Origin of the sequence: Neochlamydia sp. AcF95, from assembly GCF_018342455.1 — a bacterium.
In the GTDB taxonomy this organism is placed as follows: domain Bacteria; phylum Chlamydiota; class Chlamydiia; order Chlamydiales; family Parachlamydiaceae; genus Neochlamydia.
On record NZ_JAEMUC010000009.1, the window covers coordinates 1 to 16,226 of the forward strand.

Annotated in this window: 7 protein-coding genes and 1 tRNA gene; 2 read left to right on the plus strand and 6 right to left on the minus strand. The window is 35.9% G+C overall.

The annotated features are described in order from the left end of the window. Positions 1 to 95 precede the first annotated feature (95 nt). Positions 96 to 551: a Fic family protein gene (locus tag NEOC95_RS00520; protein ID WP_213150969.1), complete on the plus strand. Its 456-nt coding sequence runs from the start codon at positions 96 to 98 to the stop codon at positions 549 to 551. A 599-nt stretch (positions 552 to 1,150) separates the two neighbouring features. On the opposite strand, the gene NEOC95_RS00525 is transcribed toward NEOC95_RS00520, so the two are convergent. The 5 genes from NEOC95_RS00525 to NEOC95_RS00545 form a co-directional block, all read right to left on the minus strand. Next, positions 1,151 to 1,237 (minus strand) — tRNA-Ser (locus NEOC95_RS00525). Positions 1,238 to 1,635: 398 nt separating this feature from the next. Further along, positions 1,636 to 3,102 (minus strand): leucine-rich repeat domain-containing protein, encoded by a 1,467-nt coding sequence (locus tag NEOC95_RS00530; protein WP_213150970.1) that lies wholly within the window; start codon positions 3,100 to 3,102, stop codon positions 1,636 to 1,638. A gap of 187 nt (positions 3,103 to 3,289) precedes the next feature. Next, positions 3,290 to 4,828 (minus strand): carboxypeptidase M32, encoded by a 1,539-nt coding sequence (locus NEOC95_RS00535; protein ID WP_213150972.1) that lies wholly within the window; start codon positions 4,826 to 4,828, stop codon positions 3,290 to 3,292. A 331-nt stretch (positions 4,829 to 5,159) separates the two neighbouring features. After that, complete coding sequence (locus tag NEOC95_RS00540) at positions 5,160 to 6,842, minus strand: leucine-rich repeat domain-containing protein (RefSeq protein WP_213150974.1); 1,683 nt, start codon at positions 6,840 to 6,842, stop codon at positions 5,160 to 5,162. A gap of 449 nt (positions 6,843 to 7,291) precedes the next feature. Further along, positions 7,292 to 9,358 (minus strand): ATP-dependent Clp protease ATP-binding subunit, encoded by a 2,067-nt coding sequence (locus NEOC95_RS00545; protein ID WP_213150976.1) that lies wholly within the window; start codon positions 9,356 to 9,358, stop codon positions 7,292 to 7,294. Between the two features lie 974 nt (positions 9,359 to 10,332). Here NEOC95_RS00545 and fxsT point away from each other — a divergent pair. Further along, on the plus strand, positions 10,333 to 14,610 hold the full coding sequence (fxsT, locus tag NEOC95_RS00550; RefSeq protein WP_213150977.1) for an FxSxx-COOH system tetratricopeptide repeat protein: 4,278 nt from the start codon (positions 10,333 to 10,335) through the stop codon (positions 14,608 to 14,610). A gap of 122 nt (positions 14,611 to 14,732) precedes the next feature. Here fxsT and NEOC95_RS00555 read toward each other — a convergent pair whose 3' ends face one another. Further along, positions 14,733 to 15,998 (minus strand): hypothetical protein, encoded by a 1,266-nt coding sequence (locus NEOC95_RS00555; protein ID WP_213150978.1) that lies wholly within the window; start codon positions 15,996 to 15,998, stop codon positions 14,733 to 14,735. Positions 15,999 to 16,226 lie beyond the last annotated feature (228 nt).

Genomic DNA, 16,226 nt, shown 5'->3' on the forward strand with positions numbered 1-16,226 from the left:
TTCATGGTGCCTCCTTTAAATGTTGAGTCACCATTTTACTAAAATTTACATTTAATTCCAGTTTCGAAAGAGGTCTATTGTTGATTGAGCAAAAAATGTTGCCAACACCGATCTTGTACTTAAGTGCCTTTTTTGAAGCTACACGTGATGAGTACTACAAGCAGCTTTATAACGTGAGTGCTAAAGGTACATGGCATGAATGGTTGATTTATTTTTTGAATGGCATCGCGGTACAAACTGAAGATGTGTTGTTGCGGGTAGAGAGAATCAATGACTTGTTGAATAAATGGAAAATGCAGGTGGCAAGAAGCACAGCTAATGTTCCTGTACTGATTGTAGAACACCTTGCAGTAAACCCCTATCTTATCACGAGCAGAATAGCAGAAGAACTTAAAATCGCTTATAGTACAGCCCAAAGGGGTATACAAAAGCTTGAGGAAGCGAAAATTATCAAACAGATCAACAGTACTAGACGCGATAAAATTTATTGTGCTACAGAAATATTGGCAATTCTTGAAGAAGCTACAAAAATTAATGCGGATTTTCAATGACCTCTTAGGTAAGCTAAGTCCAACTCTTGTTAAAGTTGCAAATGTCCGCGAAACTTCTTTAAATTTTTCCTCTCACTTTTTTTTCTAATTGTGTAATCCGACTCACTTTTATCGGATCTTTTTGGATCCTTATCTGGATGATGATGTAAATAAATTCTTTTATGTGCGTTTTTTATCTCTTTTCTGAAGCGTTTAGTTGTACTCCTAAGATTGCATAAGAGGATGCTTTACCCTTATCCTTTTACACATTATTAAAGAAATTCTAAAGTCCGTAGCTTAAATCCCCATAGAGAGAATTGTTGGATCTATTTATCAAGGATTAAACGGATGTTATGCTGGATTAATAAGGCAAAAGAGAGGTTTTAAGCTATCCTTATACGCTTTTGAGCCACTCTTTATGTAATCATATGCTTAATAAAAAGCTTGTTTTTACGGATAGAAGCAGCCTGGGAAAAGGCTAATTTCTTTTTTGGTTATGCAGATGCAATTTCTTTAAAAGGTATTATTTTCGAACTTGGAATTGAAAGATAAAAAGGCGATCATAGCACTGTGTGAGCTCTTTGATAAGCTTTATAATACTTGCTTGATCATTTCAAGGTCGGAAGAGGTAGGATTCGAACCCACGGACCCCGTGAAGGGCCTTCTGTTTTCAAGACAGACGCAATCGGCCACTCTGCCACTCTTCCTTAAAATCTGAAGGGTATCTTATAGCTGATAGAAAGTTATTTGTGCAAGTTAAATATTTGAAAATCAGCGATTCTAAATTTAAGTGGGGAGACACCTTTTTATGGAGAGGGATTTTATTAGATTCAAAAAAAAGCTGCTTTGCTAAAGAGGGGAGCCATCGATACCTGCTAGCAAGCTTTACCTTTTGATTTTAAAATTTTCTCTCGCTCTTATTTTTAACTTTGATTTTCTTAAACTACAATTAATCGCTTAAAGCATGGGTTTAAAAAAACTTTCCTCCTCATCTATTAGAGGTAATAACCAAGATAGGGCTGGCTTAAATCCTCTTTACTTTAAGGGGAAGAGATTTTAGTTAAATGGAGACCGTTTTTATCTCTTTAAAGTTGAAAATGCTGTTTTATTCCTTTGGAACACATTTTAATAAGTTTTCGCTTATCTTAAAGTTTCGCAGCTGAGGTAGTAGGCTACTTATTGAGGACGGAAGAAGGGTAAGGGGGTTATTGTCTAAGTAAAGCTCTTGTAGCTGAGGGAGCTGACCTATCTCTTCCGGAAGGCCCTCCAGGTGGTTGTCATTTAAATAGAGGATCTGTAGCTGAGTTAGTTTACCTAGGGAAATAGGAAGGCAGGTAAGTTGATTATTGTCTAAGTAGAGCTCTTCTAACTTAGAAAGTTGACCTATTTCTTCCGGCAGAGAAGTGAGCTGATTGTGGCTTAAATAAAGGGTGTATAGCTGAGAGAGACGACCTATTTCTGAAGGAAGGAGTGTGAGTTGGTTATTGTTTAAGCGAAGCCAGCGTAGTTGAGCAAGCTGACCGATTTTGGAAGAAAGGAAAGTAAGTTTGTTATTGCTTATATTTAAATCCTGTAGATTTGAGAGTTGCTCTATCTCAGGCGGAAGAAAGGCGAAATCATTTCTCTCCAAATCAAGCCATTGCAGCTGAGAGAGCTGACCTATTGATTGAGGAAGTGTGTTTAGCTGGTTGTCCATTAAATAAAGAGTGTGCAGCTGGGGCAGCTGTTCTAGCTTAATTGAAAGAGAAGTTAATTGATTGCTGTTTAGGCAAAGCCACTGTAGGCAAGAGAGCTGTGTTATCTCCGGTGGAAGAGAGGTAAGCTTGTTATCATTTAAGTTAAGCCATTTCAGGTGAGATAACTGTCCTAAACCAGCAGGAAGGGTGTTGAGACGATTGCTGCTTAAGTTAAGATTTTGGAGTTCAAATAGCTTGCTGATCTCGGCCGGGAGAGTGGTCAGTTGGTTTTCGCTTAAGTAAAGGATATGAAGCTGAGACAGCTGTCCTATGTCGGGAGGTAAATAGGTCAATCCACTGAGATTTAAATCTAAATGCTTAATATTTTTTTTATGATTTTTAATCCATCTTCTAAAAAGCTCTGCTTTTTCTTCTAGAGGTAACTGCTTGACTTTTTCTTGGTTTAAGAATTCCTCTCCACCAGGGATTTCTTTCCAAATTAAAAGACGATTAATATTTAAGAGATAAGAAAAATAATTACTTAAAGTGAAAGCTTTTTTTTCTTCAGTTTTCTCTTTAAACTCGAAAGGGGAGAGAGAGGCAGCTAAGATAAAAACTTGATGAAAAATTGTGCTTACCTTTTTTACTACAGGAAGATTTTCTTCTATTTGGTAAAGCTTATTGAGAATACAAGTGGGGATGCTATCATATCTTGAACTTGAAGGAAAATGAAGCTTAATTATTCCTTGGTATAAAGAAGGCATGACTTCAGTCGTTAAAAGATGTTGCCAGCGTCTACAAACACTAAACAAAGAGGGTGTAGCACAATGCCCTAAAATAGGAATTAGTACTTCATTAGGAAGCCTTTCAATCGGGCTAGAAAAGATTGGATTCATGGCATCCTGTCTTTAAGGTTATCTGTAGATCTTTAACTTTTTTATAGTGGTCTCCTAGGCTATTTGATGTTCCTTCTCATCTTCTCTTTTAGACACTAAAAAGTGAATCATAAAATAGCTTCCAAGTGAGCCTATGAGAAGCATAAGTTTTAGTAAAATCGCTTGTGAAGATTTGCTAAAATCGACTTTATAGATCTGTGAAATTATAAATGCTTTTATATTTATCGTACAAATACTCAATATAAGCCTTCTCGTTAAACTCTTTTTTTGTTACAAGCTTTAGCAACTTCTTGCTATCATATTGCCTGCCATAACGATGAACATGCAAATTAAGCCATTCTTTTATAAATAGTAAGTCTCCTTTAGACACCTGTTCTTGCCAATCAGGATGTTGTTTTTCAAAAGCGGAAAAAAGATGAGAGGCAAATAGATTACCTAAGGTATAGGTAGGGAAATAGCCGAAAGAACCTGTTGACCAATGAATATCTTGAAGGCATCCTTCGGCAGGATTGGAGGGCGTTAAATTCAAGAGCTCTTGCATCTTAGCATTCCATGCCTCAGGTATTTCATCGACTGATAAAGAGCCTTCAATGAGTGCTTTTTCTAGCTCAAAGCGCAAAATGATATGTAAGCTATAGGTAACTTCATCAGCTTCCACACGAATCAATGAGGGTTCCACCTTATTAATTGCTTTATAAAATGAAGCTATTGGAATTTTTTCTAATTGGTGAGGAAAATTTTTTTGTAATAAAGGAAAGAAATGCTTCCAAAAAGCTTTGCTTTGTCCAATGCGAGTTTCCCACCATCTCGATTGGCTTTCATGTAACCCTAAAGAAACAGCTTCTCCTAACGGGCTTCCATAATGTTCTGGAAGCAATCCCATTTCATATAATCCATGACCCGCTTCGTGCATAATAGCCGAAATGCTGCTCATTAATGAATGAGGGTGAAGGCGAGTGGTGATCCGACTATCAGTAGGATGGCTGGCAGAAGAGAAGGGATGAGAGGATATATCAAGCCGCCCTCTAGTCTGATCATAGCCTATAGCGTTCATCAACTGCTGTCCAAATTCTAGCTGTTTTTTGGGATCAAAGTTTCCAAATAGAAAACTATTGTCTATCTTTTTAGAAGAGCTGATTTTTTTTAAAAGATTTGTGATGGGGGGCTGTAAATTTGCAAAGAGAGTGGAAACTTCCGCGGTAGAAGTGTGAGGTTCGTAAAGGTCTAGTAAGGCATCATAAGGGTGATCTTGATAGCCTAGTAAATCTGCTTTTTTGCGATTCATGTAAATGATTTTTTCTAAATAGGGGGCTAAAATAGAAAAATTGTTTTGCTGTTTAGCGGTACGCCAGGCCATGATGGCTTGAGACGTAGTAGCAGTAAACTCTTCTACAAAATTGGCACTAAGACATTTTTCTTGTTGGTAGTCTCTTCTCCAAACTTGCAAAGCAGCTTTTTGCTGAGCACTTAATCCTTTAGCAATTATTTTACCTGTATTGAGCTCGATAAGCTTTGCAAGAGATTTGGCAAATGCAGGAGAGGTCTTGGACTTGTGAATAATTCCTGCCAGCACTTTTAGCTGCTCAGAGCGAATAGCGGAGGCGGCGTGAGGCATATAAGTCTCTTGATCCCAGTCTAATATAGACGTTATTCCACTTAAAATTCGACTATAATGGGATTTTTCATGCAAGGCTTCATAATCTTTTTGTGCTTGAGCAGATGTCATAGTTCCTACTTTGAATTCTTTAAAGGTTTGACTTTAGCATGCAAGAGGCTTTTTTTGCTAACGACATTGGAAAATCCATAGCGGAAAAAGCGAGCTCTAATAATAAAAATTTTTTTTGCTTGTTGAAGAGTACCTTCAGTAAAACCTTACCTGCTTAAAAAGTAGAGTTGGTTTTAGTAAAGTACTGAGTAACTTGGATCTAAAGTTAACTTATCTCCTATACGGGCTCAATGGCTTTATAGTAAGCTAAAGGCTATCTCTCTTTTATGTTTTTCTAAACAGCTATGCATGTCTTTAACATATTAAGTAATAAAGAAACAAGCCCTGGCAGCTACAAATTAAAATGCTGTTTTATTTCCTCCGAAATATCCTGAAGTAGATTTTCATCCAAATTAAGAGCTAACCATTTAGATAACCGCGTGATCTCTATAGGAAGGGAGGTTAGCTGATTGTGTTCTAAGTTAAGGTCTTCTAGCTGGAATATTTGCCCTATTTCTGCAGGAAGAGTAGTAAGCTGGTTGTTATTTAAGGAAAGCGTTCGCAGCTGAGAAAGCTGCCCTATTTCTATAGGAAGGGCAGTGAGCTGGTTATAATTTAGCTCTAGGTATTCCAATGAAAATAACTCTCCTAGGGTGGGGGAAAGGGAGGTAAGTTGGTTATTGTTTAAGTAGAGTATTTGCAGGTGAGAAAGTTGCCCTATCTCTACGGGAAGGGTGGTAAGCTGGTTGTTATTTAAAGAAAGCGTTCGCAGCTGAGAAGAGTGGCTAATTTCTAAAGGAAGAGAAGTTAGCTGGTTTCTGTTTAAATAAATGCTTTTTAACTGATGCAGGTCTCCTATTTCTGTAGGAAGAGTGGTCAGTTGGTTATTATTCACGGAAAGCGTTTGCAGCTGAGAAAGTTGCTCTATCTTTGCAGGAAGGAAAGTTAGCTGATTTCTGTCTAAGCATAGCGTTTGCAGGTGTGATAACTGCCTTATCTCTGCTGGTAGGGAGGTAAGGTGGTTGTCATTTAAGTAAAGCTCTTCAAGTTCGACAAATTCTCCTATCTCAGCAGGTAGAGTAGTAAGCTGGTTACTATTTAAGTAAAGGCTTCTTAGCTGAATCAGATGCCCTATTTCTTTAGGAAGGGAGGTAAGTTGGTTGTTATTTAAGTAAAGCTTTTGTAACTGACTTAATCTTCCTATTGCGCTGGGAAAAGTGAGGATCTGATTGTTGGTTAAGTCAAGGCTCCATAGCTGAGAAAGTTGTCCTATTTCGGCAGGAAGAGTGGTGAGCTGGTTGTTGCTTAAGCCAAGGAGTTGCAGTTGTGTTAGCTGACCTATCTTTGCAGGGATTATGGTAAGCTGGTTGTTGCTTAAGTCGAGCTCCTGTAGCTGAGGCAACAGTCCTATCTCAGCAGGAAGAAAGGTAAGCTGGTTATTCTGTAGGAAAAGATACTGCAGCTTGGATAGCTGTCCTATTTCTAAAGGTAAGAAAGTTAAGCCACTTCTTTCTAGATTTAATAGAGTAATATTTTTGCTATACCTTTCAATCCATTCTCTAAAAAGCTCTCCTTTTTTTGCTAAAGGCAAATGTTTAATTTTCTCTTGGTTTAAGTATTCCATTCCTCCTTCAAGTCTTTTCCATATTAAGAGGCGATTAACATTTATGAGATAAGAGAAGTAATTAGCCAAAGTAAAATGTTGCTTTTTCTCTGTTATTCCTTTGAAATCTAAAGGAGAAAGAGTGCTAACCTGAGTAAAGAGCTTTTTAAAGATTTTATTTATCTTTTCTAGCTTAGAGAGCTTAGTTTCTAGTTTATAAAGTTTATCTAAAATACGAGCTTGTTCAATAGCATTCCCTTCAGGAAAATGAATTTTACCTATTTGCTTATAAAGAGAGGGCATTACCTCGGTAGCTAGTAGATGATGCCATTTTATGCAAACGCTAGCTAAAGAAGGGCTAGCGCAACCCCTTAAAATAAGGGTGAGTATTTCATTAGGCAGGTGTTCAAGAGCAGTGGAGCTAGGGCTCATTTTATTACTTCTTTAAATTGTAGGCAATTTTAGTGGTGGCATTTTATAGGAAAGAATAAAGTCTTAAGTGGTTCTGAAGATATTTATTTTAAAAGAGGAAATTTTTTCTTAAATTTCTCTGGGTTTTTAAAGAGGGGCCCGGCCAAGTTTAAAATATTTTCAAGAAGAAGAGCTCGAAAGATAAGGATAAGTTCTCTTCATACATTTTTCTTTCATTAAATATCCAACCTTTGGTTTATACGCTTTTGAGCTACTCCTCATGTACTCCTATACTTCATAAAATCCCTTTCATTAAGCAGAGAGACATCTTTTAGAGGGTTGGGTATGCAGGCTAAGTTTTTTAAAAGCATATTATTAATAATCAAGACAAGCTCTTTTATAAAAATCTTTTTTATCTTTAAGTAATTAGCTTTTAAAGTCTTTTTATTAATGCACATGCTTTCGATCTTTTAAGAAACCTTTGCAGGCTCAATCTTTTCTTGTTTAGCTAGACGATCGACAATTGTAGTAATTATTTCTTTAGTTACTTCCCCTTCAATTTGATGCTTAGCGACAAAATTAGAAAGATGCCGATCAAGTTGCGGAAGTAAAAAATAGGCATTAAAAAGGTATAATTTTTCTAAAATTTTAGGAGTTTTTTCTCCTTTGGTGGCTTGATCTACTAGGACTTCGCTCGTATTATAAAACCATTTTTCATGCCACTCTTGTTGTTTTTTTAGATCTAAAAAAGTCTGAAAAGCTTTCTGTTTTAACTCTATCTTTTTAAGGCATGTTTCAATTTTTCTTTCAATTGTTTGCAAATCAAGAGAGATTTTACGAAGATGAGGAGATTGTAAAGAAAGTCCATGCAATTTTTTTTGAGAAAGTTTAGAAGCTAAATCTTCTTTTTTAGCCATTAGCTGGTTTAATTTATCTTTAAAGCTACCCCCTTCTTGTAAAGAGCGCACAGTTTTTATGCCTTCGGATAGCACGAAAATCGATTTGTCAGGTTGATGGCGTTTAACAATCTTAGAGCTCGTTTGTTCATAGATATGATTTAAAACCTTTTTAGAAATTCTGATATCTTTAGCCTCTTGGCGGTTCATATGTCTTAGAATAGTGCGGGTCTGCTCTAATGAAGCTTCCTGAATAGGTATTTTCTTAAAACGTCTGTCTAAAGTTGTCGTTTCAATTTTTGCTTCATATTCTTCAGGGGTAGTAATTCCAACTACATAAAATAAACTGTCGGGGGAAGTGTCTATCACGCTATTAAAGCGCTGGCCTGAAATATCACTTAAGTTATGAGCTTCTTCAAACACAAGAATGATATCTTTTCTATGTTCTCCAATCTTGTCTATAAGCTGCTTCAGCGGAGATTTAAAATCGAATAGATTTCCATTGCGAGCTAATTCACCACTATTTACGTAAAAAAGTTTTTTATTTTTAAGAACGGGAGGAACTTCTCCAGTAGCTAACCGCCAGCCTAAGCCTTTCATAAGCTCGGTTTTTCCAATCCCTGATTTACCAATAAGCAATGGATGTTTACGGCCTGTTTCATTGTTGCAGGCTAAAGCTTGAATGATTTCATCCAGTTCTTGCTCTCTGCCATAGATAGGTTTGATAAAGCCATTTTTAATTTGTTGAGTTAAATTTATGCAATAGGGAAGCTGATTGGGACATCTATTTAGCCATCGTTTAAAAAAGAGACTGGCAATTCCACTTGCTACCGTGCCCCCGGCAATAACTGCTACAGAGATAAAGGGATTAACGATTAGATGAAGAACAAATTTGATAATATGAAGAGGAATTTCAAGAAGCCTCCAGTAAATATCCAACATATATTTGGTTTCAAAATAGGTGTTGGGTTCTTTGCCTAATTCTAATAAATTAAAAGCGACAATGAGTGTACGAACAAGATTATTAAAGATTCTAAAAAGAAAAAATTGTTTAGAGGTATGCAGGAGTTTCATACGTGCTTCCTCCCCCTCATATTTTTTGATAATTTGCCTAACCGTATCCACACGTTTAGCTATTAGATGAGTATCCAAGGCTTTTTGATCTATTAGAGGAATCTCTTCTCCTTCACATGATGTTAACGAGATTAAAGAGCGCAAGTGCTTAAGAGACATCCATTGAATGCATTGATTCCCTCGAAAACGTTGACCTTTCTCAAAATCTGTTTTCAATGCTTTTTCTAAAAGCAATTTTCTTTCTAGATCAGACATGTTTTTTATAATGATTCTTAGCTTTTTTTCTAGCCTAAATAAATGCTTAGAATCCACGGCTTCTAAAAAAAGAGAAACCTTTTGGCTGCTCTCTTTTATTATATCTGTTCGTTTTGCAAGAGCGTTGATGGCTTTTATCAAAGGAGTTTCTTCTCTACTTACCGTCTTCAATAGCTTTTTGCCTAGGGAACACCAAAAAGGTTGCTGGGCTTGAGGAGTGGGAAAGCGTTTTTCAATAGCGGGAGGATTCGAACCTAAAGAAGAAAAGGGAGTAGAAGGGGCAGCGGTGAAAGAGCTGATGGCTACCTTCATAATAAGGTCCTTGGTTTTGAAAATTAGGGAGTTAGTTTAGCATAACTTCTCTCGAATTACAAATAGTTAAGCTAAGAGAGATAAGTTTCTTACTTTTAGTAGGTTAACTTTCTAGTGATTTTTGTTAAATAAGAAGTTTTCAAGTCTTGCTTAGAAGGCTAAAGATATGGTGTGCAACATGGTATTTTGAAGTACTTAACTCTTTATTCTTTTATACTAGCTTTAAGATTATACCATTTAAAATATATTCTGCCCTGCTTAGCTTAAAAGAGAAGCTGAAGGATAGAAAGCCTAGCAAATATAATATTATTTTAAATTAATTATTAATTTCTAAAGGTGAGAATCTAATGAGTTGAAGTCAAAATATAGAGGACTAGTGGAATAAGCAGAGTAAAATGCTGCATGACAATTCGAGAGATCTTCTTTATTTCATACGAACAAAAATTTAATATAAAGGAAAATTTAAAACTGATAAAAATTTTATAAGGCTATGAATATTCAAAAAAATATGCTTAAAAATTTTAGCAAGCATAGGTTTAGGATAAAAGATTACATGCTATCAAAAAATAAATAATATCAAAGGTTTACAAGGAAATCCAAGTATACTTATTAAATATTTAGTTGAGAGAATTAGAAGCTGCCCTATTAAGAGAAAATGGGATCTAGATACCATCTAAAGCTAATTTTTAGTAAGACATAGAGAAATGTCGCCTAAAGTTTCCCAACAAGCATGGGGCAGGGTATTAAAATTTGATTAAATTCTAGAAGGGTACGATAAAGGCCTTGTGGCGTAAACGATAAGAAGTGTATGTGGTAAGATTATTCTTTAAGGCTTAAGAGCCATAAAATTTAGTTTGCAAAAACAAAAATATAGGCAAGCTATGAAAAAAAAAGCTCACTTACCGCACTTCTTATCATTTATGCAGTAAGGCCTCTAGAAAGTATAAAATATAAATGAATAAGGAGACAAGCTAATGGGTATAGATAATTCAATTTCTCTTCCTTTTGTATTTCCTGAGTTTAGGGAAATAGAAAAAAGAAAAAGTTCTTACTCTAACGTGGGTCCTTATGCCGAAGTTAGCCTACAGATATTTGCAAAGTTGCGGTCGGTAGATTTGTGTCGAGCAAGGCTAGTATGTAAAGAGTGGAAGCAGTTAATTCAACAAGCCAATTTATGGAAAGACCTTCATCCAGAAAGAGTGGAGATTACTTCTCTGGAAGAAAAACCACAAGTTTCTGAGATTTACGTAGGTTGCATGATAACTGGCAACCAAGCAGAAAAGCTCTATTTGTATATCAAAGGTGGCTTCTTAAAAGGCTATTTGTATAGGAAAGAAAAGCTGATAGAAGAAATCTCTCCTCATCAGATCCAAGGAGGCCTTCATGGCGAGATTGAGTCTCAAGCTCTCATTCGCCTGGCCAATGAAGTAGAACAGCCCGGTCTTTTTGCCCTTTATCACCCACAAGCTGCGGATAAAAAAGTCATTTTATTGCCTGCTCCTCCAGCGGGCAGCTATTTAGAAGAATATGCCTTAAGCTATATAGAAGCTCCTTTGCCTCATACAAATCTTTTTTGCCGTCCTAATTTTAGTAAAGCTTTAGAGAAAGGCTTAAAAAAATTTGGTCTAGTAAGCTTGATGAATGAAGAAGGGGCCTACTGTCCGACGGGTAAAACAGAACTCGCTAAAGCTTACTTTTATGCACAAAGGAAAAGTTGCAGTCAAGCCCTGTGGTTAAGAGGAGAAAGAGAATGGTTTATCGAAAAGGGCTTACAAGAGTTTAGCCAGGAAGTAGGGATGGAATGGCAAGAGTGGCTAGGCACGCATAGCCACTGGCTGATCATCATCGATGGACTTAGCCATATTTCTCTGTTAAGAAAGTTAGGCCTTATCGAGCTTGCCCGAAAAAAACAGGGTAAATTAATTGTTACTACGCGCGATAAAGCTCATGATAGTGCTATTCATCAAATTCCCGTAGGCTTACTTAGCAGGGAGGAAAGCAAAAACTACCTTTTGCAAGCCACCTATCAAAAAGGCAAACATAGCGCTGAAGAAGCTGAAAAGATAGGACTAGCCTTAGGTGGTGTACCTAGCTCTTTAAAGAAAGCTGCTGATTGGCTAAACGATAATGCTTGGCCTTTAAAAGTTTACTTTGCTAAGCAAGCTGCAAACTTGGCAGAGCACAAAGCCTACTTGGAGGCTAGGAGTAATTTAACACCGCCTAATGAGTACTTTACTGGCCGAGAAGCAGATCTTGTGGCTTTAGAGGAAACATTAACACAAGGTAAGCCCTTAGTGTTAGCCGCACAAGTGGGCTTAGGAGGAGTAGGTAAAACGCAGCTAGCCCTGCAATATGCTTATCGTGCAGCACCTCAATATAATTTTATTTGGTGGTTAAATGCTGCAAGTGAAGCTGCATTGCTGCAATCTTATAGCAGCTTAGCAGAAAAGCTTCATATCTTTTTAACTAAAGAAGAAGAAAAGGAAGACAAAGCCTTAGTCAAAAAAGTGCATTGCTATCTTAAAGAGAATCCTGGCTGGCTGCTTATTTTTGATGATGCTGAAAATGCCACCGATCTTAATAGTTGGCTGCCTGAATCAGGAGGGCATCTTCTCATCACTTCTCGTAAGCCTAATTGGCCTAATGCCCATGTATTTCCAGTAGGCGTTTTTAAACGAGAAGAATCTATCGAGCTTATCCTAAAAATTACTCATCTAGAAGATCAAAAAGAAGAAGCTGGCAAGCTAGCAGACCTATTACAAAATTTACCCTTAGCTGTTTCTCAAGCGGCTTTTTACATCAAGGAAACCCACATTTCCATAGAAGAGTATAGGGAGAAATTTGAACAACACTATAAGGTATTATGGGAATTTGAAGTGCCACCAGATATCTACCAGGCGACAGTTCAGGTGACATGGCATGTGTCTATGCAAAAGATTCGGCAAGAAGAAGCAAAACAAAAGGAAACTAATGAAAGCTCCTCTTTAGTTGACCCTCTAATGCAGTTTTGCGCTTATTTAAGTTCACAGGGTATCCCTCGTCGCTTGCTTAAAGATTGGGTGATTAAGCTCTACGAGTCAGAAACTCCATTATTAGATATTAATCATACTATTGATTTACTTAGACGCTATTCTATGATTGAAGCCAATGCTGAAGCGATTAATATCCACAGCTTAGTACAGCTAGTGACAAGAGACCAGCTAAAGAAAGAAGAGCAAAAAGAGCTATGTAGGAAGCATGTATGTTTTCTTAACCAAGTTTTTAAATATCATGCAAGAGATCTAACTAAAGTCAAAAGTGATTTAGTTTTAATTCCTCATGTAGAAAGTATAACTAATCATGCTAGGGCACTAGAGGTTGAAGAAAATGGGGTTTTGAATCTTAAACAGGCAACTGGTGACTATTTTTACTATCAGGGTGCCTATGAAGAATCAAAAAAAAATTGGGAGTTTTGTTCACTACAGGATATAGTAAACAGAAATACACCTATTAGATTAGTTATTAAATATAAATTAGCCTGCTCGCTAATAAAGCTAGAGCAGCACTTCCAAGCTTTACATCATCTTTTGCAAATCTTGAAAGTAATAGAGAAGGACACTGCTTTTCCTCCTTTTTTCGTAATGCTTATTTTCGAATCGTTAGGTATCATCTCAAGAAAACAAGGATTCTATCATTTAGCACTAGAGACTCATCAAAGCATCTTGCTAATGGCGCAAAAAGGTATAGAAATTGAACCATTGCTTTTAGCAAATATTTATGAGGGATTAGGCCTTTCTCTACAAAAACTAGAACATTACCACGAAGCTAAAGAAAATTATGAGAAAGCTCTAGAAATACAGTTAAAACATTATACTGAACACCATCCTAATTTAGCTATTACTTATGTTAATTTAGGAACTGTTTTACGCGATTTAGGAGACTATGATTCTGCGGAGAAACAATTTAAAAAAGCAATAAAAATCTATAAGAAAGTTTATCCTAAAGATCATCCTGCGCTAGCTGAAGTGTATCTTAATTTAGGAGTGGCCCTGCGCGATCAAAAAAAGTATACTTTCAGTAAAAAGAAATATAAAAAAGCATTAAAAATTTATACAACTTCTAGTCCTAATAGTCACCTATTAGGAGATATTTACAACAATTTAGGCGATCTTTTCATAAAATTAGGAAAAAACGATAAAGCAGAAGTCTATTTTAGAAAGACACTCTACTGTTTTCAGAATCAACCCTTTTCTTCAAGGTATGATTTAATTACTGCCCATAGCAATTTAGGGTGCATGGCAAAAGACGATTTGATCGCAAAAAAACATTTTAAAGAAGCGATAGAAATTAGTGAAAATTTTCAATTAGCCCCTACAATCCAAATAGCAGCAGTGAGAAATAATTTAATAGGAGCTCTTATTCGCTTAAATCAATATGCAGAAGCAGAGGAACAGATAAAACAGCAACAAGCAATTTGCCAAACAAAAAATGTTCAAGATTCTCCTTTATGGACTGATGTAAGGAATCACCTAACGATTTTTTTAAAATTTATAGAATTTATTAAAAATGATGAAAATAAACAAAGCCAAGCTGATGGATTGGAAATACTTTATTTTTTCTATCTGCTAGAAGAAATAAGCAATACTTTTACAGAAAAATTTTATGAATTTCACAATTTAATAGAAAACGCCATGCGAGACTGGCAAGAAGGAAATATAAAAGGAGCTAAGCAAAAATATAAAGAGAGCTTTAAGCTTTTTACAAATCAGCCTTATTTTTATGATAGAGAGGTAGCTTCCCCTAGCTATCAAAATCTAGGTTGTTATTATCACATCCAACAAAAATTGATTAAAGCCGAAATTTATTTAAACATTGCATCTCATTTAAATCCTAGCTCTGTTACTTATGTGGAGCTAGGATATTTTTATTATGTAAATAACAACTATGCAAAAGCGATTGAAAATTTATTAGAAGCTCTTCGTTATAGGAATCAGAAAAGTCAATTATATTACGGGAAATTAGAAATACAAGTAGTAGATAAAGACATTAGAGCAAAAATAGAGCAGGAAGGAAATTTTACTGTAGAAGCATCGAAGCTAGCTTATAAGCTACTTGTTAATTGCTATACTCACCTAGAGCAATTAGAAAAGGCTCAACATATCCTTAAGCAATTTACTGAGGATATGTTGAGGGAGCCTTTAAATGATTCAACCCAATATCTATTCGAATGTGCTATTGAAGCTATGAGCGAGCTAGATCCTAAGGGTTTGTAAAAAAACTTGCTTTAAAGCTTTTACTTTAAAGGTCATTAATTTTTTTTGCTACTCATTCTAATTGTAGCTTTTTACTAATTTTTGCTTTAATTCTTGTTTGATAGTGGGTAAAAGGTTTCATCTTAAGCCTTTATCTCTTCTTTTTTTAATTTGGATTTAAGATATCTTAATATTTCATCCTGAGCTTCTAATTCCTGAATCTTAGCTTTATGAGCCTCTATTTTCCGTTCCAGACCTAGTAAATTTATAGGGGTTGCTAAGTCTTCTGGCTTTTCTTTTCCTCCCTCACTTTCACGATGTTTTTTCTTTTTTCCTGTTTTTAACTGTTTATGCTTTGCTTTTACCTCTTGATAAGCTTTTCTCTCAGCTTGTAGCTCCTCTTTATTCTTCTCTTCACTGTCTTTTAATCGTGCTGTTAGCAAGCGACTGCAAAGCTCAGAGAGTGTTTTAGATTTTTTGTCTAAAATATTTTCTAGTTGCTCTAATACTTGTAAAGCATAACGCTTGATTTTCCAATTTATCTTAATACTAGGGCCTTTTTCTGCAGCGCCGGCAAAATAATTTAACCCAGGTTTGTCTGTATCGTCACTTTCAATTAATCTGACAAGATATTCCTCATCAGGGCTATTTTGGATGGCTTGGGATAGAGCTTCTATAAAAGAGAGGGTAACTTTTGTTCTTTTCTTGAAAGAATGATATGTTTGATAAAGCTCCTCAATATTATTCGAAGTCCTGGCTTCTATTCCTAATAAATGAATCAATTGTACTGCTCCTACCCAACTTTTTGGTGTTTCTCTGTATAAGTCATTTACTAATTCGCCACCTTGCACTGCAACTCCAGTAGGATTCATTTCAACTGCTTTGGCTGCTATTTTTACAACTTTATTTCCGTAACGCCTCATATCAAAATTAATGCTTTGTTTAGCAATTTCTCTACAACATGTTAAAGAAAAATGGGTCTGAACTTGGGCTTGAACATCATTTTTACAGGGAAGAGTTCTTAATACTTTGTTGCAAATGCTAATTATTCGCTCTAAGGTTTCAAAATAGATAGTTCTTTTAGCTTTGGTTGTTTTGTGAAAAGAAAAGTTTATAAACAGATTGCATGTTTTGCTAAGAGATAATTTTAAATCATCTTCAAATTGGATAGTATCTAAAGCAAGGGCGTCCAATAATACTATAGCAGTAGGAAGAAATACATTATTCGAAAATTTTTCATTGGTACCTAATTCATTTTGAATAATCTTAACAGCAGCTTCGTAAAGCTTTTCGCAGCTCTCTTTCCCCTTGATAATATCAAAGTTTTTAATATGTCCTCGCAGCTCGATCGCTTTTGCAGGTAGTTCAATTGCTTGCATGATTGGACTAGATAAGTTAGATGTACTCATTCTTTTTTTCCTTTTAAATTTGTGTTAGCCCAAATTAGGCGTGCCTTGAAAGTAAGAAATATTTTCATTTTTTTCAAGTTTTAAAAATGATTACCTGCCCATCCTACTTTCCACATTCTGCAAGTTAATTTCTCTTGTCATTCATTTTTGTCAAAGGGGCCTATAAAACCAGTAAAACATGCCTCATGTTAGGGTTAAATTGTAAGCGGCCACGGGGGGGGGAGCTAT

Coding starts and splice junctions, on each gene's coding strand:
- NEOC95_RS00530 (WP_213150970.1), bottom strand. CDS start 3,102: ATGAATCCAATCTTTTCTAGCCCGATTGAAAGGCTTCCTAATGAAGTA.
- NEOC95_RS00520 (WP_213150969.1), top strand. CDS start 96: ATGTTGCCAACACCGATCTTGTACTTAAGTGCCTTTTTTGAAGCTACA.
- NEOC95_RS00545 (WP_213150976.1), bottom strand. CDS start 9,358: ATGAAGGTAGCCATCAGCTCTTTCACCGCTGCCCCTTCTACTCCCTTT.
- NEOC95_RS00555 (WP_213150978.1), bottom strand. CDS start 15,998: ATGAGTACATCTAACTTATCTAGTCCAATCATGCAAGCAATTGAACTA.
- NEOC95_RS00535 (WP_213150972.1), bottom strand. CDS start 4,828: ATGACATCTGCTCAAGCACAAAAAGATTATGAAGCCTTGCATGAAAAA.
- NEOC95_RS00540 (WP_213150974.1), bottom strand. CDS start 6,842: ATGAGCCCTAGCTCCACTGCTCTTGAACACCTGCCTAATGAAATACTC.
- fxsT (WP_213150977.1), top strand. CDS start 10,333: ATGGGTATAGATAATTCAATTTCTCTTCCTTTTGTATTTCCTGAGTTT.